Origin of the sequence: Actinoplanes oryzae (assembly GCF_030757795.1) — a bacterium.
In the GTDB taxonomy this organism is placed as follows: domain Bacteria; phylum Actinomycetota; class Actinomycetes; order Mycobacteriales; family Micromonosporaceae; genus Actinoplanes.
Genome location: NZ_JAUQWH010000128.1, coordinates 1 through 25744, shown reverse-complemented (window position 1 = coordinate 25744; position 25744 = coordinate 1). Strand labels below are relative to the sequence as shown.

22 protein-coding genes and 2 pseudogenes are annotated in these 25744 nt (G+C 73.3%); 8 read left to right on the top strand and 16 right to left on the bottom strand.

All coding sequences use genetic code 11. The features are described 5' to 3' along the window. Window positions 1-230: pseudogene (locus RBH18_RS31765) on the bottom strand (low temperature requirement protein A); the annotation flags it as partial. Between the two features lie 199 nt (window positions 231-429). On the opposite strand from RBH18_RS31765, the gene RBH18_RS31760 reads away from it, so the two are divergent. The 3 genes from RBH18_RS31760 to RBH18_RS31750 are packed head-to-tail and all read left to right on the top strand — an operon-like array spanning window position 430 to window position 3320. Next, window positions 430-1206 (top strand): GPP34 family phosphoprotein, encoded by a 777-nt coding sequence (locus RBH18_RS31760; RefSeq protein ID WP_306214155.1) that lies wholly within the window; start codon window positions 430-432, stop codon window positions 1204-1206. A 39-nt stretch (window positions 1207-1245) separates the two neighbouring features. Continuing rightward, window positions 1246-2730: an APC family permease gene (locus tag RBH18_RS31755; protein ID WP_456237645.1), complete on the top strand. Its 1485-nt coding sequence runs from the start codon at window positions 1246-1248 to the stop codon at window positions 2728-2730. After that, window positions 2730-3320 (top strand): N-acetyltransferase, encoded by a 591-nt coding sequence (locus RBH18_RS31750; RefSeq protein WP_306214153.1) that lies wholly within the window; start codon window positions 2730-2732, stop codon window positions 3318-3320. The genes RBH18_RS31755 and RBH18_RS31750 overlap by 1 nt, the downstream gene beginning before the upstream one ends. Window positions 3321-3520: 200 nt before the next feature. On the opposite strand, the gene RBH18_RS31745 is transcribed toward RBH18_RS31750, so the two are convergent. After that, window positions 3521-4084 (bottom strand): RICIN domain-containing protein, encoded by a 564-nt coding sequence (locus RBH18_RS31745; protein WP_306214152.1) that lies wholly within the window; start codon window positions 4082-4084, stop codon window positions 3521-3523. A 220-nt stretch (window positions 4085-4304) separates the two neighbouring features. Between RBH18_RS31745 and RBH18_RS31740 the strand changes: the two genes are divergently transcribed. Continuing rightward, on the top strand, window positions 4305-6872 hold the full coding sequence (locus RBH18_RS31740) for a tetratricopeptide repeat protein (RefSeq protein ID WP_306214151.1): 2568 nt from the start codon (window positions 4305-4307) through the stop codon (window positions 6870-6872). A gap of 31 nt (window positions 6873-6903) precedes the next feature. Here the strand turns inward: RBH18_RS31740 and RBH18_RS31735 are convergent, their stop codons facing one another. The 3 genes from RBH18_RS31735 to RBH18_RS31725 are packed head-to-tail and all read right to left on the bottom strand — an operon-like array spanning window position 6904 to window position 8887. After that, window positions 6904-7662, bottom strand: coding sequence for an SDR family NAD(P)-dependent oxidoreductase (locus RBH18_RS31735; protein ID WP_306214150.1), 759 nt, complete (start codon window positions 7660-7662; stop codon window positions 6904-6906). Window positions 7663-7664: 2 nt separating this feature from the next. Beyond that, window positions 7665-8585 carry an alpha/beta hydrolase gene (locus tag RBH18_RS31730; RefSeq protein ID WP_306214149.1) on the bottom strand — a complete coding sequence of 307 codons (921 nt, stop codon included), beginning with the start codon at window positions 8583-8585 and terminating at the stop codon, window positions 7665-7667. Next, the gene (locus RBH18_RS31725; protein ID WP_306214148.1) at window positions 8582-8887 is read right to left on the bottom strand and encodes a putative quinol monooxygenase; all 306 of its coding nucleotides are present in this window, start codon (window positions 8885-8887) and stop codon (window positions 8582-8584) included. Before RBH18_RS31725 ends, RBH18_RS31730 begins: the two co-directional genes overlap by 4 nt. Window positions 8888-8999: 112 nt before the next feature. On the opposite strand from RBH18_RS31725, the gene RBH18_RS31720 reads away from it, so the two are divergent. Further along, window positions 9000-9890 carry an AraC family transcriptional regulator gene (locus tag RBH18_RS31720; RefSeq protein ID WP_306214147.1) on the top strand — a complete coding sequence of 297 codons (891 nt, stop codon included), beginning with the start codon at window positions 9000-9002 and terminating at the stop codon, window positions 9888-9890. An 89-nt stretch (window positions 9891-9979) separates the two neighbouring features. Beyond that, the gene (locus tag RBH18_RS31715; RefSeq protein WP_306214146.1) at window positions 9980-11989 is read left to right on the top strand and encodes a cellulose binding domain-containing protein; all 2010 of its coding nucleotides are present in this window, start codon (window positions 9980-9982) and stop codon (window positions 11987-11989) included. Window positions 11990-12075: 86 nt separating this feature from the next. Here the strand turns inward: RBH18_RS31715 and RBH18_RS31710 are convergent, their stop codons facing one another. The 4 genes from RBH18_RS31710 to RBH18_RS31695 all read right to left on the bottom strand — a co-directional run bounded on the left by RBH18_RS31710 (window position 12076) and on the right by RBH18_RS31695 (window position 16567). Next, window positions 12076-12609, bottom strand: coding sequence for an MmyB family transcriptional regulator (locus RBH18_RS31710; RefSeq protein WP_306214145.1), 534 nt, complete (start codon window positions 12607-12609; stop codon window positions 12076-12078). Then, window positions 12606-13214: a hypothetical protein gene (locus tag RBH18_RS31705; protein ID WP_306214144.1), complete on the bottom strand. Its 609-nt coding sequence runs from the start codon at window positions 13212-13214 to the stop codon at window positions 12606-12608. The genes RBH18_RS31710 and RBH18_RS31705 overlap by 4 nt, the downstream gene beginning before the upstream one ends. 50 nt (window positions 13215-13264) lie before the next feature. Then, window positions 13265-13402: a hypothetical protein gene (locus tag RBH18_RS31700; RefSeq protein ID WP_306214143.1), complete on the bottom strand. Its 138-nt coding sequence runs from the start codon at window positions 13400-13402 to the stop codon at window positions 13265-13267. Window positions 13403-13633: 231 nt separating this feature from the next. After that, window positions 13634-16567 carry a discoidin domain-containing protein gene (locus tag RBH18_RS31695; protein WP_306214142.1) on the bottom strand — a complete coding sequence of 978 codons (2934 nt, stop codon included), beginning with the start codon at window positions 16565-16567 and terminating at the stop codon, window positions 13634-13636. Between the two features lie 219 nt (window positions 16568-16786). On the opposite strand from RBH18_RS31695, the gene RBH18_RS31690 reads away from it, so the two are divergent. After that, window positions 16787-18346 (top strand): pectate lyase family protein, encoded by a 1560-nt coding sequence (locus RBH18_RS31690; RefSeq protein ID WP_306214141.1) that lies wholly within the window; start codon window positions 16787-16789, stop codon window positions 18344-18346. A gap of 45 nt (window positions 18347-18391) precedes the next feature. Here the strand turns inward: RBH18_RS31690 and RBH18_RS31685 are convergent, their stop codons facing one another. From RBH18_RS31685 to RBH18_RS31655, 7 genes are all read right to left on the bottom strand, one after another. After that, window positions 18392-18904: a hypothetical protein gene (locus RBH18_RS31685; protein WP_306214140.1), complete on the bottom strand. Its 513-nt coding sequence runs from the start codon at window positions 18902-18904 to the stop codon at window positions 18392-18394. Beyond that, the gene (locus RBH18_RS31680) at window positions 18901-19839 is read right to left on the bottom strand and encodes a hypothetical protein (protein WP_306214139.1); all 939 of its coding nucleotides are present in this window, start codon (window positions 19837-19839) and stop codon (window positions 18901-18903) included. Before RBH18_RS31680 ends, RBH18_RS31685 begins: the two co-directional genes overlap by 4 nt. A 1-nt stretch (window position 19840) precedes the next feature. Continuing rightward, entirely contained in the window at window positions 19841-21931 is a 2091-nt protein-coding gene (locus tag RBH18_RS31675; protein ID WP_306214138.1) for a hypothetical protein, read from the bottom strand. After that, window positions 21921-22637, bottom strand: a complete 717-nt coding sequence (locus RBH18_RS31670; protein WP_306214137.1) for a hypothetical protein — start codon at window positions 22635-22637, stop codon at window positions 21921-21923. Before RBH18_RS31670 ends, RBH18_RS31675 begins: the two co-directional genes overlap by 11 nt. Before the next feature lie 208 nt (window positions 22638-22845). Next, window positions 22846-23796 carry a permease prefix domain 1-containing protein gene (locus RBH18_RS31665; RefSeq protein WP_306214136.1) on the bottom strand — a complete coding sequence of 317 codons (951 nt, stop codon included), beginning with the start codon at window positions 23794-23796 and terminating at the stop codon, window positions 22846-22848. After that, complete coding sequence (locus tag RBH18_RS31660; protein ID WP_306214135.1) at window positions 23793-24140, bottom strand: PadR family transcriptional regulator; 348 nt, start codon at window positions 24138-24140, stop codon at window positions 23793-23795. Before RBH18_RS31660 ends, RBH18_RS31665 begins: the two co-directional genes overlap by 4 nt. 71 nt (window positions 24141-24211) lie before the next feature. After that, complete coding sequence (locus RBH18_RS31655) at window positions 24212-25180, bottom strand: AraC family transcriptional regulator (protein WP_306214134.1); 969 nt, start codon at window positions 25178-25180, stop codon at window positions 24212-24214. A 228-nt stretch (window positions 25181-25408) separates the two neighbouring features. Here RBH18_RS31655 and RBH18_RS31650 point away from each other — a divergent pair. Beyond that, window positions 25409-25744, top strand: a pseudogene (locus RBH18_RS31650) (hypothetical protein); the annotation flags it as partial.

Genomic DNA, 25744 nt, shown 5'->3' with positions numbered 1-25744 from the left:
CAGCCCACCGTGAGCACGGCGACGAACAGCGCCGCGCCGTGCCAGGTCTCGTCCTTGGCCAGCAGGTCGGCGCAGCGGGCGACGAAGAGGACGAAGGCGAGGTCGAAGAAGAGCTCCAGCCGGGTGGCGGAGCGGTTGGCCTCCTGGTTGAGATCGTCGGGGGGCCGGACCGGCTCGACCTGCTCGGCCTCCTGCTCGTCGAGGCGGCGGCGCTCGTCTTCATCCGTCATGCCCGCAATGCTTGCTCCTCCGGCGGCGCCGCAAACCTCCGTTTTTGACGAAGTCGAGAACAGGCATCGATCGGGGTAGCTGGAATCCGGGCCACGTCGTAAGGTGACCAACCGGCGCCGGTGACCTTGTCGTCACTGCCCGTTGTCGGCGGATTCTGTCCTGACTGTCCATTGTGTCTTGACGTGCGGAGGGATCCGGATGACGACCCCCGGGCGGCTGCCGGTGGCCGACGAGCTCTGGCTGGCGGCGCACGACAACCTGCCGCGCCGGTCGGCGGTGCGGCCGGAGACCCTGGGCCTCGGCCTGGCCGGGGCCCTGCTCGCCGAGCTGGTCCTGCTGGGGCGGATCGCGATCGAGCCGCAGACGGCCGACGAGAGCGCCCGGGTCCGGCTGCGGGCGCCGGGCGACTGCGGGCACCTCGGCGCCGAACAGGGCTGCGCGACGTGCGCGCGGTTGCCGTGGCGGCTCGACCCCGCCCAGCACGCCGTCTTCGCGGGCCTGTGGGCGCGCCTGGACCACGTGCGGCGCAGCGGCACGGACCGCAACCGGGTGCCCAGCCAGGACCTGTCCACCTGGCTGCGCTATCTCCAGGACCCCGCGGACCGGCAGTACCTCAGCGGGCCGGTCACCACCCTGGTGGAGCACCGGCTCGCCGCCGCCGGGCTCGTCGAACAGGTCGAGCGCGGCCTGGTCCGCAAGCGGCTGGGCTGGCAGCCGCGCGACCTGGTGCTGTCCGGCAGCGCCGTCAAGACGATCAGCCAGAGGTTCCGCTCCGGCGCCGGCCTCACCCCGGAGGACTTCCTGCTGACCGGCCTGGTCTTCGCCATCGGCCTGGACGCCCGGTCCTTCGACCTGCTCCGCGGCGGCCAGCGCGACGAGCTGCGCCGCCGCGCCCTGCTCGGGCTGCCCCCGCCCGTCCAGGCGCTCCTGCTCACCACCCAGAACCTGCACCACAAAACCATCCTGATCCGCTGATCCCCCTCAAGGAGTCCCGTGCCTCCCGTCACCACCGACATGGCCCTCGCCCCCGGGCGCATGGGCGCGCCCGGCATAGGCCTGGCCATCGCCTCCTCCGTCGCCCCGCTGACCGTCGTCGCCGGCGTCGTCACGACGGGCCTGGCCGTCACCGGTCTCACCGCCGTGTCCGCCGCCATGATCGCCCTCGCCGCCAGCCTCGTCGTCTTCTCCGTCGGCTACCTCGCGATGGCCCGGCACATCCCCAACGCGGGCGCGTTCTACGCCTACATCGCCAAGGGCATCGGCCGCCCGGTGGGCGTCGGCTCGTCCCTGATCGCGCTGCTGGCGTACAACTGCTTCCAGATCGCCTCGTACGGTGGCCTGGGCGCCATCACCGCGCCCCTGGTCTCCGAGTGGGTGGGCGCCGAGGTTCCCTGGTGGGCCCTCGCGCTGCTGGTCTGGGCCGTCGTCACCTGGCTCGGCCGCCGCGACGTCAAGGTCTCCGAGCGCGTCCTCGCCGTGCTGGTCGTCTCGGAGACGCTGCTGGTGGTCGTCTACTGCCTGGCGATCCTGCTCTCCGGCGACTTCACCGTCTCCGCCGCGCCCTTCTCGGCCTCCGCGCTGTTCCACTCCGGCGGCGGCGCGCTGCTGGCGATCGGCGCGACCGCCTTCGCCGGCGTCGAGCAGGGCGCCGTCTACGTGGAGGAGGCCCGCGACCCGAAGCGCTCGGTGCCCCGGGCCACCATCGCCACGATCGTGATCATCGGCGTGCTCTACGCCCTGGCCAGCTGGATCCAGATCTCCGCCGCCGGCGACCAGGTCGTCGAGCGGGCCGCCGCCGAGGGCCCCAACCTCTTCTTCAACCTGGCCGCCGTCACCATCGGCGACAACGCCGTCGACATCGGCACCATCCTCTTCGCGACCTCCCTGGCCGCGGCCATGATCGCCTTCCACAACATCATCGCCCGCTACGCCTTCGCCCTCGGCCGCGAGGGCGTGCTGCCGCGCGCCTTCGCCCGTACGGTCGGCGGCGCCCCGCGCGTCGCATCGCACGCCCAGTCGGGCCTCGCCCTGGCCGTCATCGTGCTCTACGCGGTCGCCGGCTGGGACCCGCTCGTGCAGCTCTTCTTCTGGGGCGGCACCACGGGCGGCGTCGGCGTCCTGCTGCTCATCACCCTGACCGGCATCGCCGTCCTCGGCTACTTCGGCCGCGACCTGCACGGCGAGTCGCTGTGGACCGGCCGCGTCGCCCCGGCCGTCGCCGTCGTCCTGACCCTGGCCATCAGCGTCTTCGTCGTGGACAACCTCGCCACCCTCTACGGCGTCGACCCCGGCACCGGCCCGGCCTTCTGGATGCCGCTGACCGCCGTCGTCCTGTTCGCCGCCGGCCTCGCCCGGGCCTGGTACCTGCGCGCCCGCCGGCCCGCCCTCTACCTCGGCATCGGCCTGGGCCCCGACAGCACCGCCGCCGCCCGCACCGGCGACTTCGCCGACATCCTCGCCGACCAGACCGCCGGCCGCCACGGCGAGGAGGTGCGCTGATGTTCCGGACCCTCACCGGTGACGCCGAGGCCCGCCCGGTCGCCGAGCTGCTCGGCGTGGTCTTCGACGACTCCGAGATCAACCACTGGCTCGTCGACGGCCCCGCCGCCGAACGCCTCGACCGCATGACCGCCTGGTTCGAGATCCTCGTCCGCCACGCCCTCACCGGCGCCGGCCAGGTCGTGGTCGCCGACAGCATCGACTCCTCCTACGCCGCCGCGGCCGTCTGGTTCGACCGCACCGGCGAGGCCACCGAGCCGGAGAACTACGCCGAGCGCACCGCCGAGGCCGCCGGGCCGCACCTGGCCCGCTTCCAGGCCCTCGACGAGGTCTTCGACGAGCACCACCCGGCCGAGCCGCACCAGCACCTCGCCTTCCTGGTGGCCCAGCCGCAGCGCACCGGCCTCGGCAGCAAGCTGCTGCAGCACACGACCAGCCGCCTCACCGTCCCGGTCTACCTGGAGGCGACCAGCGTCGACAGCCGCCGCCTCTACGAGACCCGCCACGGCTTCGACCGCATGGACCCGCCCGACATCCGCCCCGCCGGCGACGGCCCCGCCTTCCACCGCATGTGGCGCAAGGCGGCCTGACCGCCCGGTCGGGGCCGTCGCCAGGCGCAACCTCCTTGAGCAAAGCGCCGGTGACGCCCGCTCCGAGGCGGTAGCGGCCGGACACCCGAAGTCCGCCCCGCGGGCGACGGCCCTGCCCCCACCGCGGGTGGCGGCCGGTTCAGCACGAGGTGCGGGCCGCCGGGGAATGCACCCCAGCGGCCCGCGTCCGGGCGGTGCGGTCAGATGACCTGGAAGACCCAGACGTAGGTCGGCCACTCCGGAGTGCCCGGGCCGCCGTCGGTCCACACCATCGACAGGCCGGACCCGTTCGCGGTGGACGGGGCGTTCAGGGAGACCACGGAGAACCGGTAGTTGTAGGTCGCGAGCTCGGACCACCCGTCGGGGCCGGTGAAGTACTCCCACAGGGTGCTGGGGCTGCCGTCGCACGCTCCGGTCACCACCGGAGCGCCGATGGCACCCGAGCGCAGACACCGGTCCGTCTTCACGTTGCGAATGGCGAAGTAGCCGTCGGCGGTCCAGTCGAGATGCCAGTACTGGTTGTCGACCTTCAGGCAGTCCCAGATGTAGGCGCCGTTCGGATTGTTCCCGTCGATGCAGTTGCCTTCGGTGTTGTAGATCTTGAACTTCGCCTCCGCTGCAGCCGGAGTCGGCCCGGCCGGCGGAGCCGCCGAAGCTTCCGAGGCCGGCGTTGCCGCGGGAGCGGCCGAGGCCGGCGGTGATGCGAGGAAGGCCGCCAGTGCGACGGCCACCATCGCGGCCAGGAGCTGCCATCGTGCTCTCATGATCTGCGTTCCCCCATTTCCGGTGCGGCCTCGGACAGTCGTCGGCCGCCTCGCCGTGAAGTGTGGGATCGGGGCCCGCCGCCGCGGCCGAATCTCGGACGACTTCGGACGCTCGGTCCGGCCGTCCGCGGGGACGGTGTCCGATCGGCGACGGCCGGCGCCGGCGGCGGACGGTAGCCTCGGCACGCACCTCGATGCCGAGCTCTCCTGTGGAGTGGCGATGCCGGACAGGTCCGCGAGCGCGCCCATGACACCGTTCACCGCCCTGCCCGATCCGGCGCGGGCCGGCTCTCTCGACGGCATCGTCGAGCGGCTCCGGCTGCTCAAGCTCTGGGCCGGTGACCCGTCGTACGAGACGATCAAGAACCGGGTGAACGCCGGCCGGCCCGCCGGCGAGCGGGTGTGCAAGTCGACGGTGGCCTATTGCTTCCGGCCCGGGCGACGGCGGCTGGACACCGATCTGGTGCTCGCGGTGGTCGAGGCGCTGCACGGTGACATCGGATATGTGACGCAGTGGCGCCAGGCGCTGCGGGTGGTCGGAGGCGAGGCCGAGGCGGTGACCCAGGTCCGGGTGGGCGATGGCCTGCCGCCGGAGCCCGGGGAGCTCATCGCCCGCGCCGACGAGGTGCGGCGCATCCGTGATGCGGCGCGGCGGCCCGGCCCGGCGGCGGCGGTGTGCGCGATCGAGGGCATGGCGGGAGTGGGCAAGACCCACCTCGCCCTCCACGCCGGGCACCTCCTGGCGCGCGAGGGCGTCTTCGCGCAGGTCCTGGTCGTCGACCTGCGCGGTTTCGATCCCGATCCGGGCCGGCCGCCGGTGGACCCCGCCGCGGTCCTCGACGGGTTCCTGCGCCGGCTCGGGATGCCCGGTCAGCGGATCCCGCACAGCCTGAGGGCCCGCACCAGCGCCTACCGTGACCTCGTCGCCCGAACCCGGACGCTGGTGATCCTGGACAACGCCGCGGGCCCGGATCAGGTGCGCCCGCTGCTGCCCCGGGCGGCCGGCAGCCTGACCCTGGTCACCAGCCGTCGTCACCTGGCCCTTCGGCCGGCGCTGCAGCTTCCCCTCGCTGTCCTCGCGCCGCACGAGGCCGTCGAGTTCGTGACGCGGGCGACCGGTGGGGTCCCGGTGGGTGCCGACCCCGGGGCCGCGAGCCGCATCGCCCACCGGTGCGGCTGCCTGCCCCTGGCACTGAGCCTGCTCGTCGGCCACATCCGAAGCACGCCGGCCTGGACGCTGACCGACCACGCCGACCGGCTCGACGACCGTCACCGCGACCGCCGCCTCGAGAACGGCGTCGAGCTCGCCCTGTCCCTCTCCTACCACCACCTGGCCCCGGACCACCGGCGGCTGCTGCGCCTGCTGACCCTTCCCCCCGGCCGGGACATCGACGCCTACGCCGCCGCGGTGCTGGCCGGGGCCGATCGCGCCACCGTCGCGGCGATGCTGGAGGACCTGTGCCGTCATCACCTGCTGCAGCGGGAGTCGGCGGGCCGTTACACCTTTCATGACCTCGTCCGCACCTATGCCGTCACCAAGGCGCTCGACGAGGACCGCCCGGCCGACCGGCACGCCGCCCTGACCCGGCTGTTCGACCACTGCCTCGCCCTCGCCGCCACCGCGGTGAGCGTGCTGTACCCGGCCGACCTCCGCCCGCTGCCCTCCGTGCCCCTGGCCGGCCGCCCAGCTCCGGACATGGGCAGCCCGGAGCTGGCGCGCGGGTGGCTGGACACCGAGCGCTCCAATCTGCTGGCCGTGCTGCGGTTCACCGCCCGGGGCGGCTGGCCCGCGCACACCGTCCGGCTGGCGGGCGCCCTGCACCGCTATCTGCAGAGCCGTTGTGGCGCCGAGGTGGTGACCGCGCACCGTCATGCGGTGCGTGCCGCCCGGCAGACAGGTGACCTGAACGGGCGGGCCCAGGCCCTGGCGGACCTCGGCAGCGCGTGTCACAAGCTCGGCCGGTACGGCCCGGCCGCGAAGCATCTGCGACAGGCCCTGGCCCTGTTCGCCCGGACGGGTGATCCCTCGGGACAGGCTCGCGCGCTGACCGGTCTCGGTGTGGTCGAGCACCGGTTGTGCCGCTATGACAAGGCCACCGGCCGGTTCGCGCGCGCCTTGCGCCTGCACCGGCAGCAAGGCGATCGCATCGGGGAGGCCCAGGCGCTGGCGAACCTGGCCGACATCGACAACCGGCTGGGTCGCTGCGGGTCCGCCGCCGATCGTTTCGCGCAGGCCCTGGCACTGTGCCGGCAGGCCGGCAACCGGGACGGCGAGGCGGGCACCCTGGGCGGCCTCGGGCTGGCCGAGCTGCGCCTGGGCCTGGTCGAGCGGGCCGGCGAGCATCTGGAGCAGTCGCTGTCGCTCTACCGGCGGCTCGGGCATCGTACCGGCGAGGTCATCGCGTGGGACAACCTCGGCACGTTCCACCGGCGCCTCGGCCAGTTCCCGCAGGCGGGCGAGCACCACCAGCGGTCGCTGAGCATCTGCCGCGACATCGGGTACCGGGAGGGTGAGCCGCGGGCCTTGAACGGCCTCGGCGAGACAGCCTCGGCGGCGGGCCGGCCCGGGGACGCCCTGCTGCATCACTCCCTGGCCGCCGCGCTCGCCGCCGGCCTCGGCACGGCCGACCAGCAGGCCCGCGCCGAGGCCGGCCTCGGCCGCGCCCACCGTGCCCTCGGCGACGCGGGCCTCGCCACTGACCACTTCCGGGACGCCGTGACGCTCTACAGCCGTCTCGGCATGCCGGAGGCCGACGAGGTCCGCGGCGCGTTGTCGTCCTCCGGGTGACCCTGCCCTTGGGCGCGCCGGCGACGCCCGCTCAAAGGTTGTAGCCGCCGGACACCTCGATGTCCTGGGCGGTGATCCAGGCGAGGTCGTCGCCGGCCAGCGCCGCGATCACCGTGCCGATGTCGTCGGGTTCGCCGAGGCGGCCCAGGGCGGTCCGCGCCGCCAGGGCCGGGATCACCTCCGGGTGGTGCGCGAAGGCGTCGCCGCCGATGCGGGTGCGGGTGGAGCCCGGCGAGACCGAGTTGACCCGGATGCCGCGGACGCTCAGCTCCTTGGCCAGATAGCGGGTGAGCACGACGAGCCCGCCCTTCATCGTCCCGTACGCCGAGTAGCCCGCTTCGAGCCCGGCGAACGACGCCGCGTTGCTCGCCACGTTGACCACGGCGCCGCCGGAGGCGAGCAGGGGCAGCAGGGTCTGGGTGAGGAAGTACGGTCCCTTGAGCAGCACCCGCATCAGCGAGTCGAACAGCTCCTCGGACGTGTCGGCGAAGGCGGCCGCCCCGCTCGCCCCGGCGTTGTTGACCAGGTGATCGAAGGTGTCCCGCCGCCAGGTGTCGCGCAGCGCCGACAGCACCGCGTCGCGGAAGGCCGGGAACTGCTCGGAGCGACCGGCGTCCAGCGGCAGCGCGACGGCCGTGCCGCCGTCCTTCTCGATCGTGGCGACCGTGTCGAGCGCGCCGGCCCGGTTGCCGTGGTAGGTGAGGATGACGCCCGTGCCCCGCCGGGCGATGTGGACGGCGGCGCTCTGCCCGATGCCCGAGCTGGCGCCGGTGACGACGGCGACCCGCATGATCAGCTCACTTCCTTCAGTACGCGCCTCAGCCAGCCCTCGCGCGTGCGGCGTGCGGCGGCAGAGACCGTCGCCCGGGGAAACAGTGCGTCGAAGCCGTGGCAGCCCCCGGCCCACACGTGCAGCTCGGCCTGTCCGCCGGCGGCCCAGATCCGGGTGGCGTACGCGACGTCCTCGTCCCGGAACACCTCGGCCGACCCGGCGTCGATGTAGGTGGTGGGCAGGCCGGAGAGGTCGGCGGTGAGCGCGGGCGACACGTAGGGCGAGACCGGGCCGTCCTCCAGCACCGATCGCCAGCCGAACTCGTTCGCCGCCCGGGTCCACACGCCCGGCCCGGCGGCGAACTGCCGGCTCGACGCGCTGTCGTTGCGGTGGTCGAGCATGGGGCCGATCAGCAGCTGCGCGGCGATCGCCGGGCCGCCGCGGTCGCGGGCCAGCAGGGTCACGCCGGCGGCCAGCCCGCCACCCGCGCTCGCGCCCGCCACGACGATGCGGCCCGGGTCCACGCCCAGCTCGGCGGCGTGAGCGGCGACCCAGCACAGGCCCTCGTAGCAGTCCTCGACGAGGGTGGTGCCACGGGCCTCGGGCGCCAGCCGGTAGTCCACCGTGACCACCACGGCACCCAGCGCCTCGAGCCAGCCGAGCGGGATGTCGATCTGGGAGAAGCGGTCGCCCATGACCATCCCGCCGCCGTGGATCCAGTAGACGCAGGGCGCCGCGGTCACGTCCGGCGGGCCGAGGACCGTGAGGCGGGGGGCGGGCACGTCGCGCCGCGAGATCGGGCGGCCTTCCAGAAGCCGATCAACTGCGGTCGACGCGTACGGGCGCAGCTGCGCAAGGGTGTCCGGGCCGAGCGCGGGCAGGGGCGGCAGCGCGGCGAGCAGCGTGCGTAGCTCCGGGTCGTACGGGGGCCGGGTCCTCATCGGAAGGCCTTGCCTCCGACCGGGGTCTCGTCGGTGGTGACGGACTCGCCGGCCAGCAGCGGTCCGATCGCGGCGACCAGGGCGCGGGCCGGCGCCGTGGCGAAGAAGGCGCTGTGGGCGGCCGCGCTGGTCCAGCCCTCGGTGACGTGCACGACGTCGGGGTCGGACGCGGACCGGCCGACCAGGAAGACGAGGCAGTCCTCGTGCGGCAGCGCCGGCGCGCCGAGCAGGAGCGTGACGAGCTCGTCGCCGCGGCCCGGCAGCGCGGTCATGGTGGCGTGGAAGCCGTGGTGCACGACCATGGCGATTCCTCTCGGGAGTCGGGATGTCGACCACCTCAGCCAATCACCGTGACCGGTGCGGACGTGAGAACGATGCGCGCAACTCCTTGCCTGATCCTGCTTCAATGCCGGGGTGAGCCTTGCTGAGTTGCGCGGCCTCCTGGCCCGGCACGCCCGGCCCGATCAGCGGACCGCCATCGACGACGTCCTGATCTCCCGGGTCAGCCGGTCCGAGCCGCCCGCCCCGGCCATGACCGGCACCGTGCTGGCCGTCATCGCCCAGGGCGCGAAACGGCTGGCCCTGGGCGACCGGGTGTACGAGTACCGCGCCGGCCAGTACCTGGTCACCTCGGTCGACCTGCCCGTCACCGGCCACTTCCTCGCGGCGACGGAGGAGGAGCCCGCCCTCGGCGTCGGCCTGATCCTGCGCCCCGCCGTCGTCGCCGAGCTGGTGCTGCAGGCGAGCCCCGGCACCCTCCCACCCCTGCCCGCCGGCGCGCCCTCCGGCATGGCCGTCAGCGACGCCCCGGAGGAGCTGCTCGACGCGGTGCTCCGGCTCGTCCGCCTGCTCGACCGTCCTCGCGACGCCGCCGTCCTGGCGCCCCTGGTCAAGCGCGAGATCCTGTGGCGCCTCATCGCCGGCGACCAGGGCGCCGTCGTCCGCCAGCTCGGCCTCGCGGACAGCACCCTCACCCAGATCGCCCGCTCGATCCGCTGGATCCGCGACCACTACGCGACCTCGTTCCGGGTCGAGGAGCCGGCCCGGCTGGCCGGCATGAGCGTGTCCGCCTTCCACCGCAACTTCCAGACGGTCACGGCGATGAGCCCGATCCAGTTCCAGAAGCAGATCCGGCTCCAGGAGGCCCGCCTGCTGCTGGCCGCCCGCCCCGGCGACGTCACGGGCGTCGGCCGGCACGTCGGCTACGAGAGCCCCTCCCAGTTCAGCCGCGAGTACCGCCGCCAGTTCGGCGTGCCGCCCAGCCGGGACGCCGCCGCCCGCGCCACGACCATGCCGAACGGGTAGTCGTCGCGCATCCGTCCAGATATTGACACTCGCCGCTTCGTAGTCGCAGGATGGGAGCGCTCCCAACGTCGGCACTACCCCTGGAGACCATGGTGCGAACAGTGACTCTGGCGAGCGCCGTGCTGCTCGCCGTCGCGGCCCTCGGGGGTGCTCCGGCGCAGGCGAGCGCGGCCGCCGACACCCGGATCGACGTCGATGCGCGGGCCGGGCTCGCCACCGTCGGGGATGTCGCGCTCGGCGTCAACCACGCCATCTGGGACGCCCAGCTGGGCACGCCGGCGGTTTCCGACCTGCTCGAAGATGCCGGTGTGTCGATGGTGCGCTATCCCGGCGGGTCGTACGCCGACATCTATCACTGGCGGGACCACACCGCGCCCGGCGGCTACGTGGCGCCGGACACCGATTTCGACACGTTCATGGCCGGCGCCGCCCGGACCGGGGCCGAGCCGATGATCATCGCGAACTACGGCACCGGGACGGCGCAGGAGGCGGCCGACTGGGTGCGCTACGCCAACGTCACCAAGGGGTACGACGCGACCTACTGGACGATCGGCAACGAGAACTACGGCAACGGGCACTACGGCTCGGCGTGGGAGGCGGACGAGCACGCCGACAAGAGCCCGAAGGAGTACGCCGCCACCGTGGTCGCGTACTCGGCCGCCATGAAGGCCGTCGACCCGGACATCAAGATCGGTGCGGTGCTCACGATGCCCGGCAACTGGCCCGACGCGATCGTCGGCGCGGGCGACCAGGGCTCGTGGAACCAGGAGGTGCTCACCCGGGCGGGCGCGGCCATCGACTTCGTGGACGTGCACTGGTACCCCGGCGGCGCCACCCCCGCCGAGGCGCTGACCAAGCCGGCCCACATCGGCGACGCCGTCCACCTGCTGCGCGAGCAGATCACGGCGTACGCCGGCCGCGACCTCGGCATCAGCATGACCGAGACCAATGTCGACGTGGGGCGGAACACGCAGCCCGGTGCGCTCTATCTCGCCGACGTCTACAGCGGGCTGCTCGCCCAGGGCGTCTTCACCGTGCACTGGTGGAACGTGCACAACGGCCTCGACAAGATCAGTACCGTGGCGGGGCAGACCGATTACCACGACTTCGGCCTGCTGTCCAGCGGCAACTGCAATGATCAGGGCTGCCAGCCGCCGCTGAACACCCCCTTCGCGCCCTACTACGCCCTGCACCTCATGGGCCAATTCGCCAGACCCGGAGACCAGTTCATCGGTACGGGCTCCGGCACGAGCCTCGTGAGCACGCACGCCGTCCGGCGGGTCGACGGCGACGTGGCCGTCCTGCTTGTCAACAAGGACCCGGACGCCGCGCACACCGTCGCGCTGAACTACCACGGCTTCACGCCCGCCACGGCGACTCCGGTGGTGAGCACCTTCACGAACGGCGCGTCCGGGATCGCCACGGGCCCGGCCGGGTCGGCGGGGGAGCAGAAGCTGGCGCCGTACTCGATCAGTCTGGTGACCCTGCACCCGGCCGGCGCGGCGGCAAGCGGCCCCGCGGCACCGGCCCGGCCCGCCGCGACCGTGACCGACCGGACAGCGACGATCTCCTGGGCCGCCGCCGGCACCGGCCTCAAGTACGAGGTCTACCGGCAGAACGGCGGCGTCAGCGAGCTCCTCGGCGAGACGACCGGCACGTCGCTGACCGTGCGCAACCTCGAGCCGGGCCGCCGCTACACGGTCAACGTGCTCGCCCGCGCCGCCGCCGGCCGCCTGTCGAAGGCCTCGCCACCGGCGACCTTCACCACCGGCACGCCCGCCACCGCCGCCTGCACGGTGACGTTCCGCGACACCAACGACTGGGGCAACGGCTACGTCGGCTCGATCGACATCACCAACAATACGGCCGCGGCGGTCACCGGCTGGACGCTCGCCTTCACCTGGCCGACCGCCTGGCAGAGCGTGAGCAGCGGCTGGAACGCCACCTGGACCCAGAGCGACCGCACGGTCCGCGTGACGACCGACACCGCCCTCGCCGCCGGCGCCACCACGAACGTCGGCTTCGTCGGCGCCTACAGCGGCCCCAACGTCCTCCCCAAGGTCTTCACCCTCAACGGCACCGTCTGCTCCAGCGTTTAGGGCCTGTGCCGACGTGGGGACCGGGCCGCGGCGGTGCGGAGCCGGTGCCCGCGGCGGGACTTGTAGCAGGAGCCGTTGTCGCTCAGCTAGACCGTCGCCGACCGGCCGGGCTCGGTGGCCGCCGGGCCGGTCATGGCGGCCAGCAGGTCGAGCGCCCGGCGTTCGGGCGAGCCGGGCTCGGGCGAGTAGACGGTGATGCGCAGCCCGGGGTCGGCGGGCAGGTCGAGGGCCTCGTAGGGCAGGGCCAAGTCCCCGGCGAGCGGGTGGCGGAGGTGTTTCACGCCGGAGCGGTGCAGTGTCACGTCGTGCCTGGCCCACCGCCGGGCGAAGTCGTCGCTCCGGGTGGAGAGCTCGCCGATCAGGTCCGTCAGGGCCTTGTCGTGCGGCGAGCGGCCGGTCTCGGCGCGCAGGGCGGCGACCGAGTCGTTGGCGGTCTTCTCCCACCGGGGCCAGAAGCCGGCGGACCCGGGATCCAGGAAGAGGAACCGCGCGGTGTTGACCGGACCACGGCGGGCGAACAGCGGCGAGTCGTAGACCGGGGCGTACAGGGCCCGGCCGAGGGCGTTGGCGGCGAGGATGTCGAAGCGGCCGTTGCGGAGGTAGGCCGGCTGGCCGGTCATCGCGTCGAGCCCCCCCCCCCGCCGTGCAGCGTCATGGTGACCCGGCCGGTCCGGAGATCGACGACCCGCCCGTGCCGGCCGTGATCATTGACCACCGCGGCGAACCGGCCGTCCCCGTCGACGTGCAGCCGATGCCGGAAGAGGCGCCGGACCCGGGGCCGCTCGTCCGGCTCCGGCGTCAGGATCCCGGCCGCCACCTCCTCGCCGCCACCCGCCGGATCCAGGAGGGACAGCCGCGCATCCGCCGTCAGCACCAGCCACCGCCCCGGCACCCCGGCGACATCCAGCACGGTGCCGAGCCCGTCCGGCAACGGCGTCACGAGGAGCGTGCCGTCCACCGGCTCGGGCCGCTCGGTGATGCCCGGCTCGCCGCGCCAGCCGCTGACATCCTCGGCGCGCCGGTCGTAACAGCCCTCGCACACCTTCACCAGCGGCGGCACGTCGCCGCGCTCTGCCGCCTCGACGCACTCCGCGCAGCACAGGTCGGCCTCGATCCCCCGGCCGGTCAGCAGGGCGTAGTAGTCGGTCCGAACCGCATCGAACACGTGCCGGCACAGCCGGTTGCCGGCGGCGTGCGCCACATGCCCGCAGGGGAGCGTCTTCATCCCGGCCAGTGTGCCGGAGAGCGGCCCCCTCACTCCATCGTGTTTCGCTGTCAGCGGCCGCCGGGCCGGGGTGCGGCGACCACGAGGACGGCGTGCGGGGCGTTGCCGGGGACAGCCGGGGCGGGCACGGCGGCGGCGCACCAGGTGACGGCGAGGGTGGTCAGGACGACGAGGGAGCGCAGGAGCATGGCAGTCAACTCCGGGGTCGGGATCGGGCGTTCCCCGGGGTCATCGCCGGCGACGCCGCCCAGGATGCGGCCCGGCCCCGCAAGAAGGATGATCGGCACCGCGAAGGACGCGCCCGGCCCCGAGCCACGAAATGATCGGCCATCCGAGGTGGCGTGGCGGCGAGGCGACGGCGGACGGGCGGCCGACCCGGTCCGGGTGACCGCCCGCAAAGCATGCCCGCGGCCCCGGCCTCAGCTGCGGTAGACGCCGAACTCCCACAGCGAGTACCCGTACGCCGTCGCGCGCTTGGTGCCCGTCACCCGCACGTACCGGCCGGATCCGGCGGCGGCCACGGTGTCGAAGCCGCCGTCGCCCGTCGTGGTGGAGTGGATCGTCGACCAGGTGGCGCCGTCGGCCGAGGTCTGGATCTGGTACGCCCTGGCGTACGCGTCCTCCCACGCCAGCAGCACCCGGTCGAAGCTCTGCACCGAGCCCAGATCCACCTGCAGCCACGCGCTGTCCACCCACTCGCTGGCCCAGCGGGTCCCGTAGTCGCCGTCCACCGCGAACGCCGGGGGCTTGGCGTCCGCCGCCTGGAAGGACGACGCGGTGACGGTCCGGCCACGGGCGAGGTTCGTGCCGGGGACGGTGGGCGGGACGACGCGGAAGGAGCGCTGTTCGATGCCGACGTTGCCCTGGCCGTCGTACGCGTAGACGTAGATCTTCCAGACGCCGAGGCGCTCGGGTGCCCGTACGGTGAAAGTGGATCCGTTCTCCGTGAAGCTGAGGTGCGTCAGGCCGCGGTTGCCCGTGATGTGCTTGTCCGAGGCCATCAGGTTGTAGCGGATCGGATCCCCCTGCGGATCGGTCACCGAGGCCGACACGGTGAAGGTGCCCCCGGCCGGGACGGCGGTGGGCGTGCCGACCGTCATGGCGCTGATCTCCGGCGGGGTGTTGGGCGCGTCCTGCCCGGTGTAGGCGCGGCGCAGCGCGTGGTACCCGAGCCGCCGCCAGCCGCCCGTGGTGGTGTTGAGCCACACACCGCCGAAGTCGTTCTCGAGCCCGTAGTGGAACTCGGTCGCGCCGAGCGCCACGCCGGGGTGGGACCTGATCGCGTTCCAGCTGTCCGTGTATCCCTGCCGTTTCGCCAGGTCCGAGGGCTCGGCCGGCACCCCGTTGGCGTCGTTGGGCACCTCCCACTCGCCGTCGGGGCCGCCCTCGGTCACCACGTACGGCCTGGTGTGTCCCCCGGCGATCCAGTCGCGCTTGACGGTGTCGATCGCGCCGTACGAGTTGACGGCCAGCAGGTCGAGCGCCGGGGCGTAGCGCTGGTAGTAGGTCCACGCCTGCGTGTACGCGTCGGTGGAGGTCACGGGGTGGTTCGGGTCGGCGGCGTGGATCGCGACGGCCAGCTCGTTGACGAACTGGGCGTACGCGACCCGCCGCGCCTCCACCACGTCCGGCGCCAGCCCGTGGTCCTGCATCGTGAGGATCACCTCGTTGCCGACGTCCCACATCAGGACGCCTTGACGGCCCTTGAGGGCATTGACCCGGGCGACGATCTCGGCCTTGGCCGCGTTCTTGTACGCCGTGTCGTTCACGTAGTCGGCGCCCTGGTTGAGCCAGTGCCCGACGATCACTTTCAGTCCCTGCTGCGCCGCCTTGTCGAGCAGCACCGGCGTCTGCGCGTCGTCGACGCCCCACGTGCGGATCGTGTTGACGCCCATGGCGCGCAGGTCACGGACGTACCCGTCGGCGGCGCCCTGCGGCGGGCCGTAGGTGACACCCTTGATCTCGTACGGGGATCCGTTGACCTGAAGTTGCCATGCACCCTGCGTGCCGGTGACGCGGACCGTGCTCGGGCCGGCCGGCGTGGCCGGATCGGTCAGCGCCGGGGCGGTCGTGCCGGACTGCCGCGACACGGTCACCGAGTCGACGAGCAGCGTGCCGCCCGAGGTCGTCTGCGCCGTGGGCGTGGTCAGGCCGGCCACCGAGTCCGGCAGCGACCCGCCGATCGCCAGGTCCAGCCGCAGGTAGAAGCCGTGCTGCACCGCCGCCTGCCACGCGGCCACGCCGACCTGCGACTCGCGCACCACCCACGTCTGCCGGCCGTCGAGGAAGAACCGGATCTCCTCGTCGGTCTTCGTGCGGTCGATCACCTGGGCGTACTCGTGGAAGCCGGTCCTGCATCCCACGCAGGACGCGAAGCCGCTCGACCGGCCGGTGTACTCGTTGCACACCCCGTCGGGCGCGGTGCCGCAGTGCAGCGTCTGGGCGAGCTGGCCCCGGCCGTTGACGTCGGTCATGATGTCGGTCTCGCCGACGCCGGGCCAGTTCTGATAGTTCCCCCGGTACGCGGCGCCGGTCGCGCGGAAGCCGGGCCAGTAGCCCAGCCCGTCGGCCACGTCGGGCTGCCGGAGCACCGCGGCGAAGCGCAGCATCTCCCCCGGTTGCGGCGTGAAGTCACTGCGCTGGGTCTCGATGCGCCCGGAGGTCCACTCCGTGCCCGCGCGCCGGGCCTGGATCGCGAGCCGCCCGGACCCGTCGAGCGTGACATTGGACGCGGCGGCGGTCTCGACGGATCCGGTGCCCCAGTGCGCGGCGCCGCCCGGATACTGCGTGCCGGTGCGGATCAGCCAGTTCGCGGCGCTCGGGGCGCTGCCGGACGGGCCGTCGAAGGTGTCGCTCCACACGGTGGTCCAGGTGTCGGCGGCGGCCCGGCTGCCGTACACCTCGAACTCCCACAGCGAGTAGCCGTAGCCGGTGCCGCGCTGCAGGCCGTTCATGCGCACGTAGCGGCCGGTGCCGGTCACGGCCAGGTCGTCGGTGCCGCCGGTGCGGCCGGTCGCGGTGTGCACGGTGGTCCAGCTGCTGCCGTCGGGCGAGGTCTGGATCTGGTACGCGCTGCCGTACGCGTTCTCCCAGCGCAGCACGACCCGGCTGAGCGTGGCGGCGGCGCCGAGGTCGACGCTGAGCCACTGCGCGTCGGTGAACTGGCTGGACCAGCGGGTGGCGGTGTTGCCGTCGACGGCGTTGGCGGCGGGGACGTCCGCGCCCTCCGACGAGCTGGCGGTGGCCGGGCGCCCCTGGGAGAGCAGGGTGTCGGCGGCGCGGGCGGGGGCGGGGACCATGAGGACGGTGGCCAGGGCTGTCAGGACGGACAGCCCGAGGCGGGCGAGTGCCATGCGGACTCCTGAGGGGAGCTGACGGGGGAAAGCGCTCTCCGAGATGTCCGCAGTGTTTCATGCATGTCAATCCCTGCGCCGTTCAGAAGGGGCATTCCGGGCGTCTCGGAGAGCGCTTTCCCACCATGGCACTGCAACAAACCTGCACATCCGCACTGTTGACGGGCCGGGTAAGCGCTTTCCTACACTGACGTTCATCAATACTTGACGGAGGCGACCATGAGACGTCCCTTGGTAGCGCTCGCCGCGACGGCCGTCGTAGCGGGGATCGGTGCGGCCCTGCCGCTGACCCAGGCCTCGGCGGCGACCGGCGGTGTCACGGGCTTCGCGACGCAGAACGGCGGCACGACCGGCGGCGCGGGCGGCGCCACCGTGCGGGCCACGACCGGCACCGCGATCCACACCGCACTGTGCACGCGGGCCAGCAGCAGCACGCCGATCATCATCCAGGTCGAGGGCACGATCAACCACGGCAACACCGCGAAGGTCTCCGGTAGCAGCTGCAACACCGCCGCCGGCGTCATCGAGCTCAAGCAGATCAGCAACGTCACGATCGTCGGGGTCGGCGCCGGGGCGGTCTTCGACCAGCTCGGGATCCACATCCGCGAGTCCAGCAACATCATCGTCCAGAACGTGACCGTGCGGAACGTCAAGAAGTCCGGCTCGCCCACCTCCAACGGCGGCGACGCGATCGGCATGGAGACCGACGTGCGCAACGTCTGGGTCGACCACGTGTCGCTGCTCGCCTCGGGCGGCGAGGCGGAGGGCTTCGACGGGCTGTTCGACATGAAGGACAACACCCAGTACGTCACCCTGTCCTACAGCACGCTGCGCAACTCCGGCCGGGGCGGGCTCATCGGCTCCAGCGAGTCGGACACGTCCAACGGCTACGTCACGTTCCACCACAACCTGTACGAGAACATCGACTCGCGCACTCCCCTGCTGCGCGGCGGCATCGCGCACATCTACAACAACTCGTACGTGAGCCTGAACGAGTCCGGCATCAACTCGCGGGCCGGGGCGCGCGCCAAGGTGGAGAACAACTACTTCAAGAACTCCAAGGACGTCCTCGGCACCTTCTACACCGACGCGGCCGGCTACTGGCAGGTCGCGGGCAACGTCTTCGACAACGTCACCTGGTCGTCGCCGGGCGAGGACACGAACCCCGCGGGGCCGGACGTCACGTCGAACACGTCGGTGAGCATCCCGTACGCGTACACCTTGGACCCGGCGTCGTGCGTACCGGCGGTCGTGGCGCGTACGGCGGGATCCGGCACCGGCCTGCAGGTGTCCGACGGCAGCTGCACCCCCACCCAGCCCACCACCGGCCCGACCCCCACCCAGCCCACCACCAGCCCGACGCCCAGCCAGTCCCCGCCGGCCTCGCCGTCGCCGTCGCCGTCACAGCCGAGCGGGGTGAATCTGAGCCTGGCCGGCGGCGCGGACGGATCGAGCAAGGCGAGCGGGACGAGCTACGGCAACGTCAAGGACGGCAACCTGGCCACGATCTGGTCCCCCGCCGGCACGACGGGATCCGTCTCCGTCAAGTGGGACGCCGCGACCACGGTGTCCCGGGTCGTCGTCCGGGAGCAGGCCGGATCGGAGGGCACCGTCACCGCCTGGCGCCTGCTCAACGCGGACACCGGCGCCGTGCTCGCCACCGGCTCCCGCGCCGGCGTCGTCACCTTCGCCGCCACCTCGGCGAAGAAGATCACCTTCGACATCACCGCGGCCTCGGGTACCCCGAAGATCGCCGAGTTCGAGACCTACGCCTCCTGACCGCCCCCGGTACGCCGCACCGGTCCCCCTCCCGGTGCGGCGTGCTCAGCCGTCGCTGTCCGCGGTTTCCGACACCCACGCCAGCCAGCTCCCGACGGGACGCACGCAACCGGCCGCCGCGCCGTCCGGGCAGTGCCGGTAGTTCCACAGCCAGAAGTACGCGGCCGCGAACCCCACGATCACGCCCCACGGCACCCGCGCGATCCTCGCGGACCCGGTCCTGAGCCCCTCCGACCGGGTCGCGAAGCCGGCGACCCAGGAGGCCACCGCGTCACCCAGGTGGTAAGCCGCCGCCGGGGGCTTGCGGCCGGCCTGCCGGAAGCAGCTGGCGGCCCCCATCTCGGCGAGCAGCAGCACCGCACCGGCCAGCGTCAGGCCGCACCCGGTGAGCCAGACGGCCAGGCGTACGAGCGGCGGCAGCACCCGCTTCCAGAGCAGCACCGCGCCCAGGCACACCACCGCGAACAGCACCGGCAGGGACAGGAACCGGGCCGCCTCCGGCGGCAGCACATCCAGAACCCGGCCCACCCAGGCGGCGGTGGTGTCGAGGACGCTCATGACTCCTCGCCGGCGCCGGCCGGCAGCTGCTTGTCCGCCTCGGTGGCACCGCCCGGCGCCGGCAGTCCCTTGCCGAGGATGGCGCTGATCCGGCTGACCGCCGCCGACACCGCGCCGTCGAGCTCGCCGAGGCGGATCTCCCCGCCGTCGATCAGCACCTTGATCGCCTCCAGCGTGCGCATCTCCTCGCGCTCGGAGAGCCCGATCATGGTGTCGAGGATCTCCGGCGCCTTGTCCGGGTGCTGGGCGATGACCAGGGCCATCATGGTCTCCCGGCCGCCGCCGACCGCCTCGAGATAGCGCTGCTGACGCTCGGCCTGCAGCGCCAGCTCATACTGCTGGCGGATCCGCGCGATCCGGCCCTCGCCGTCGGCGTCGCGCTCGGCGAGCGTCTGCCGCAGCTTGCCGATCTCCTGCTCCTTGGCCAGTGCCGCCTGGTCGGAGTCCATCCGCAGCCGCACGTGGACGTTCTGCATCCGGATGCCGTTCGACAGGTCGAGGGGCTGGTGGCCGAACTCGTGGCGCAGAGCACGCTCGGCGCTCGCCGTGTCCAGCGGGCTGTGCCGACCGGCGATCTGCGGCATCAACCGTTCCAGGTGGGCTCGGCAGCCGGGCTCGGGGTCGCCCACGCCCGTGCCGACCACGGCGGCCGGATCGTGCACCGACCACGTGTAGTCCACCGTGGCGGTGAAGTACAGGGCCGCCGCGGAGGTGGGCAGCTCGGTGACGAACGAGGCGCCGTACGCGCGGCGGTCCACCACGAAGGCGTACTTGGGGCCTCGCCACCAGGTCTCCCCCGTCGTGTACGGATGCGCGGGCGCCATTACGCGCCCGTCGGCCATCTGGAAGACCAGCGTGGTGCTCGGTTGCGCGACGGGCCGCCGCTTGAACGGCAGACGGCTCAGCTCCAGTCGCTGAAGGATGGGCTCGGCCATGTCAGTGCGCTCCCTCGGTCAGTGCGGTGATCAGCCGGCGCGCGGTGTCGGGCACCGGCGGGCGGCGCGTACGCAGGTGGGTGGCGTGCGCGGTGAGCAGGCGCGCCTGGCGTTCCCCGCGCGCCACCTCGCCCAGCAACCGGACGAACGGCTCGCGCAGCTCGGGGCGGCGCTCGGCGTGCTCGGCCCACGCCCCGAGCACCGCGCGGACCCACCTGTCCGCGCCGGGCGCGATCAGTGCCCGGCTCCACAGCCGCACGATCAGGTCGTGCGCGGGCGGCAGGACGCCGGCGGCATCCGGCTGGGCCAGCCACAGGACGGTCGGCCAGGTGACGTCGCCGTCGTCCGTCCACAGGGTCCAGGACAGGCGCAGGAACGCGAGCACGCCGGCGAGCTGGCGCCCGTTACGCCCCTCGGCGGACCACGCGTCCATCAGTCCCAGGAGTTCGGCCGCCCGGGCGGCGTCCGCGTCGGCCATCAACTCGGCGAGGCTGTCGCCCAGCGCCAGTGCCAAGGGGGTGTCGGCGCCCTTGGCGAGCTTGGCCAGGCGGGTGTCCGGCCCCTCGCCGAGGACCGCGCCGACGCTGCCGCCGAGCGCCCGGGCGGCAGTCATCCGGGCCGCCGGTCCCGGCCGTCCGGCCCAGTCGAGCACGAGCGCCACCGTCCGGTTGGCCGTGGCGGCGCTGCGGGCCGGCAGGTGCAGAGCGGCCACGGCCAGCTCCCGTTCGTCGCCGCGCCCGCTGCCGGCCCACGGGGTGATCACGTCGCGCCGGACGGTGTCGAAGGCGAACGTACCGAGATAGCCGACCGCGATCGCCGCCTGGGTCGCCACCCGGACCTCGACATCGGCGGCGACCTCGGTCAGCCAGTCCAGCACCAGCTCCTGGTCGTAGTCGTGCTCGTGCCAGTAGTGCCGCAGGATCCGCGCCGGATACTCGTCGTCGGTGAACGCGGCCACCTCCAAGGGCGCCAGGCCGTACCGGGTGGGGCGCTCCTCCACGGTCAGCCGGGCCCGGGCCGCCCGGAGTCGCTCACGCCGGCTGCGGCGCGTCCTCGCTCCCGCTGCCGGGGCGGCCACCTGCGCGGCCCAGCGCTGCTCGAGCAGGCGGGAGGCACGCGCCACGGCCTCGTACGGCATCCCGTTGAGCACCGCCAGCGACAGCACCAGCGCCCGGTCGGCAGGCTCGGTGACCTCGTCGTCCAGCCACTCCTCCACCGCCCGGTCGGCGCCGGCCGCGAATCGCTCGACGGCCGCCGCGACCGTCCCGCGCCCGCGCGCCGCCTCGGCGAGGTCACAGGCGAGCTCGACGAGGCGGTGGATGTCGAACGCGGCGGGCGAGAGGCTCGGAGACGCCTCGGCGAGGACCTGTGCCGCGCGGTCCGCGTCGCCGAGGCGGACCGCGAGGTGCCGCAGCAGCAGCTGGTACGCGTCCGGCGGTGCCGCCACGGTACGCCACGCGGACAGGCTGCCGTGCTGGCCGGCGTGGTCCGCGTCCGTGATCACCACGAGCCGGCAGGCGGCGGCGTCCAGCCGTTCGCGCAGCAGGTCGATCCCCGGGGTGCGCAGCGTCGCCAGCGCCCGCGGACCGGCCGCCTCGAGGATGAGCCCGGAGCGTTTCGGCAGCTCACCGATCGGCAGGTCGGCCGGCGAGCCCGTGAAGCGCACGGTGTGGAAGACGGTGAGGCCGGTGGCGGCGAGCAGCTGGACGGCCAGCGCGGAGGCACCCCAGCGCGGCCGCGTGCCCAGCAGCAGCAGGCGCTGCTCGACCAGTGGCTCGCACAGCTGGGCGAAGCCGGCCGGGGCGAGGAAGACCTTGTCCAGCTCGCCGACCGTCCGCGCGGTGATCCGCTCCAGCAGCGGCCCGCCGGGCTCCGCGCCGCCCGGGCTGTCGCCGCCGAAGACGCTGCCGAACCGGTGGTTGTCGCCGATGATCACGACGCCGGAGCGGCGCGAGCCGAACATGCTCAGGGCGTCCGTGACCGCCTGGCGCCGGTCGGCAGCGCTGCGCGCGGAGTCGTTGTCGTCGCCGAGGCCCGCGGCGCCGCTCTGCTCCGGGGCCGGCTGCTGCTCCGGGGCCGGCTCAGCCGCCATGGCCGCCGCCGTAGATGTCGCCGATCGTGTGACCGTCGCCGGACAGCCACACCCCGATCGACGAGCCCGCGGGCGGTTCCGCGGCGGCCCGGGCCGTGGGCGGTGGTCCGGCGGCCGGCGGCGCCGGGGCACCGCCGGGTGGCAGGTAGGCCCACGCCGGGGCGTCGGTCTCCTTCACCTCGACCCGGATCCGCCGGAACTCCTCCGGGGCCAGCGTGGCGCCGCCGCGCACGACCATGCCGAAGAAGTGATCGGTGACCAGCAGGACGAAGTCGGCGGCCGGCGCCCCGGCCAGCAGGTCGCGCCCGGCCTGGCTGTCGAGCAGGCGTGCACAGACCTGCATCGGCGTGCCGCTGAACGAGCCGCCCTGCTCGCGGGTGAGCAGGCCGTGATGGACCGCGACCCGCAGCCGCAGGCGGTTCAGCTCGCTGCTGGCCCGCCGGTGATTGCGCAACTCGACGCCGAGCCGGCCGAGGAACGGATCGAGAGCGGCGCGCGGGGCGATGTCCGCGGGCAGCAGGAGCCGGAAGCCGTCGCCGTCGTCGAGCACCGGCACGGCGTCGATCTCGACGCCCTGGTCGGCGAGGGCCTGGCCGAGCATGGCGCGCAGGTCCGCGCGCATCCGCAGCAGGAGGTCGTCGTCGCGGCGGCTGGACTTCTCCACGTCCGTGGCGACGATGGTGTAGGGCAGCGCAGGTGACCGCATGTCGCCCTTCCGGGACGTCGGGGTGAGGGACCGGCTCATTGTGGGAGCGGGCCCGCCCGGGTGTCCCGCCCCACCGGCCGACACGGCCCGCTTGACAGTGCTTTGTGGCTGGTGGGCGCGGACGGCGGCCCGAACGAGCCAGGCATTCCGGTGTCCGGGCACGGCGCAGCCCCGCCACGGGGGCCGTGGCGGGGCTGCGGGTGGTGCGTCAGGCGGCGAGGCCCGGAAGCCCGGCCGGCTCGCCCTTGCGGGACCGCTGGGTGCGCAGGCCCTGGTCGACGATGTCCCAGACGGTGATCACGACGATCAGCACGATCGCGCTGCCCGTGGCCCACGGGTGGACGCCGGGGTCGCCGAGCAGGCCGTCGGGGTTGAAGAGGCGGTCGGTGGCGGCCAGCCAGACCAGCGGGACCCCGGCGAGCAGGGCGAGGACGGCATTGACCGCGGTCACCAGGTGGGTGCGGACCGCCAGGCGGGACACCCGGACCACGTAGGCGATCTCCAGGAGCATGAGGACGATGAGGTACGGCCACCAGAAGGTCCAGCCGGCCGGGTCGAGCAGCGGCTCCTCCGTGAAGGTGAACTGCTGGAGCACCAGGGCGGCGATCAGCAGCGTGATCCAGACGAGGTCGACGACGAGCTGGGCGCCGGCGCGCCGGCCCTCCCGGTAGTGGGGCAGTCTGTCCGGCGTCCAGACCAGGCCCAGCTCCGTCCGGCCCTGCCCCAGGCGCTCGAGGAGGGCGAAGACCGCCGTCGTCCAGAAGGCCATGTGCGCGCCCACGGTGATGACGGTGCCGATCGCCGAGCCGACGACCTCGCCGACCCCGCCGCCGGCGACCGCCTCGGCGCCGGCCAGAGCCACCACGACGATCGGCAGGACCAGGGTGAACAGCATGGTCATCACCCGCCGCCAGATGCCGAACAGCTCAGGACCGATGAGGTACGTGCGGCGGCCCGCGTAGCGATCGGCGAGCGTGTCGGGGTCACCGAGCTCGAGAAGGGCCTGCTCGACCGCGACGTCGGGGTCGGTGCCCGAGCCGACCCGGGCGTCGACGGCGTCGGCGATGGAGGCGCGCAGCTCGCGGTCGATGTCGGCGCGCTGCTGCTCGGGGACGCGGCGCAGGGCGGTGAACACGTAGCGGTCGATGAGGCTGGTCATTTTCGCTCCCCAGTGGTCGTGCCCAGGTCGGTGACGGCCCGGTCGAGCCGGGTCCATTCGGTGCGCAGCGCGGTCGCGACCGCCTCGCCCTGCTCGGTGGTGCGGTAGAACTTGCGCGGCCGGGCCTCGTCGGTGTTCCACTCGCTGGTCAGCAGGCCCTGGGACTCGAGCCGGCGCAGCAGCGGATAGAGCGTGTTGGCCTCCACCTCGAAGCCGGCCGCGCTCAACGTCTCCAGCAGCGAATATCCGTAGCCCGGGGTGCGGAGCACGGTGAGGCTGGCGACGACGACGGTGCCGCGGCGCAACTCCTGCAGGTGCTGTGAGAGCGTCGCGTCGCTTGTCATGCCTGGAACAATACTGTGTCTCACACACTATGACAACCCAATACAGCAACGTGTCACGACAGTGGACTGCGTCAGGTGCGCAGCGTGCGGCTCGGGCTCTGGCCGTAGGCCTCCCGGTACGCGGCGGAGAAGCGGCTCACGTCCGTGAAGCCCCACCGCCGCGCCACGCCGGTGACCGTGGTGCCGTCGGCCGGGGTCGCGGCGCGCAGGTCGCGGTGCGCGTACTCGCGGCGGACCCGGCGCAGGTAGCCCATCGGCGTGGTCTCCAGGTGCCGCCGGAAGGCGATCTGCAGCGCCCGGACGCCGACGCCGGCGGCCGCCGCGATCTCGTCGACGGTCAGCGGCTGATCGGCATGGCCGTCCACGTAGGCCACCGCGCGGCGCACCACGGCCGGCGCGGCGTCGCCCGAGGCGGGCAGGCGGGCGGCGGTCATGGTCGTGTTCGGGAACGTCGCGATCAGCGCCACGGCCGCCAGCCGCTGCAGCTGGCCCACCACCAGCACCGGCAGGGCCTGGCGGGTGTCGACCAGCTGGCTGCCCAGGTAGCCGGCGGTGGCCGCCCAGTGGCGACCCATCGACGCCGACACCGCGGTGGAGCCGTCGAAGCGCAACGCGGCGGCGGGCAGCCCGGTGAGCTCCTCCGCCATCCGGGCGGCGTAGGCGAACGGCAGCCGCACCATCATCATCGCCGGGTTGACGAACTCGGCCTCGTACTCCACGTTCACCGGTCCGAGAAACGCGTCGTCGCGGCCCAGGACGACCTCCTGGCGCGCGGTCGCCAGCCGGCCCCGGCCCCGGGCGAGGACGCCCGCCACCAGCAGATCCGTCGGCGGGGTGACCGAGCCGTAGGCCCCGTGCTCGATCTGCGCCAGGTCGGCGCCGAACTCGCCGCAGTTCGCCGACCGGATCCGGAACTGCACGCCGCCGGGCTCGCCGAAGGCGAGCCGGGGCCGGTGCGCCACCAGCCTGTTCAGGGCCGCGGCGGCGACCTCGCGATCGGTGGTGAAGACGTTGTGGTGCTGCACTTCGGACGCTGGCACTCAGGGGCCCCCTAGCGGGTGGAGAGGCGCGTCATTCGGCTTGCGGGAAACACCCTTCCATGCGGATCAGTCCACCGATAGAGGTCCGACTCCGCAGAAAACGAACGCGTACCGTCTCCGGGCGAAACGATTCAAGTCCGGATCTGTCCACGAAGCGCAACCCGGCGATAGCGTCCGAACTGCCGCAATCTTTGTTACCGCCGCTCTCAGGTGCGTGAGGTCCGGAGCATGACCGACCAGGACAAGTACGCTCAGCAGCCGCTCCGCCTCGATGAAGGGCCCGCCCGGGACCGGTTCGTCGAGCGCGTGTGGGCGCTCGTGGCGGCGTACGGGCCGACCGTGACCCACCTGCTGCGGGCCGGCCCGGCGCTCCTGCCGGGCATCACCGGGCTGGGCCTGTCCGCCGGCGGCCCGCCGCATCCCCGGCCGCCGGTCCGCTACAGCAGCGACACGGCGAGCGCCGAGCTCGAGGCCCTGCAGTACGTCCACGACGAGGGCCCGTGCCGCGACGCAGCCGCCCGCCGTACCCCCCTGCTGGCACCCGACCTCGGCGCGAGGACGTGG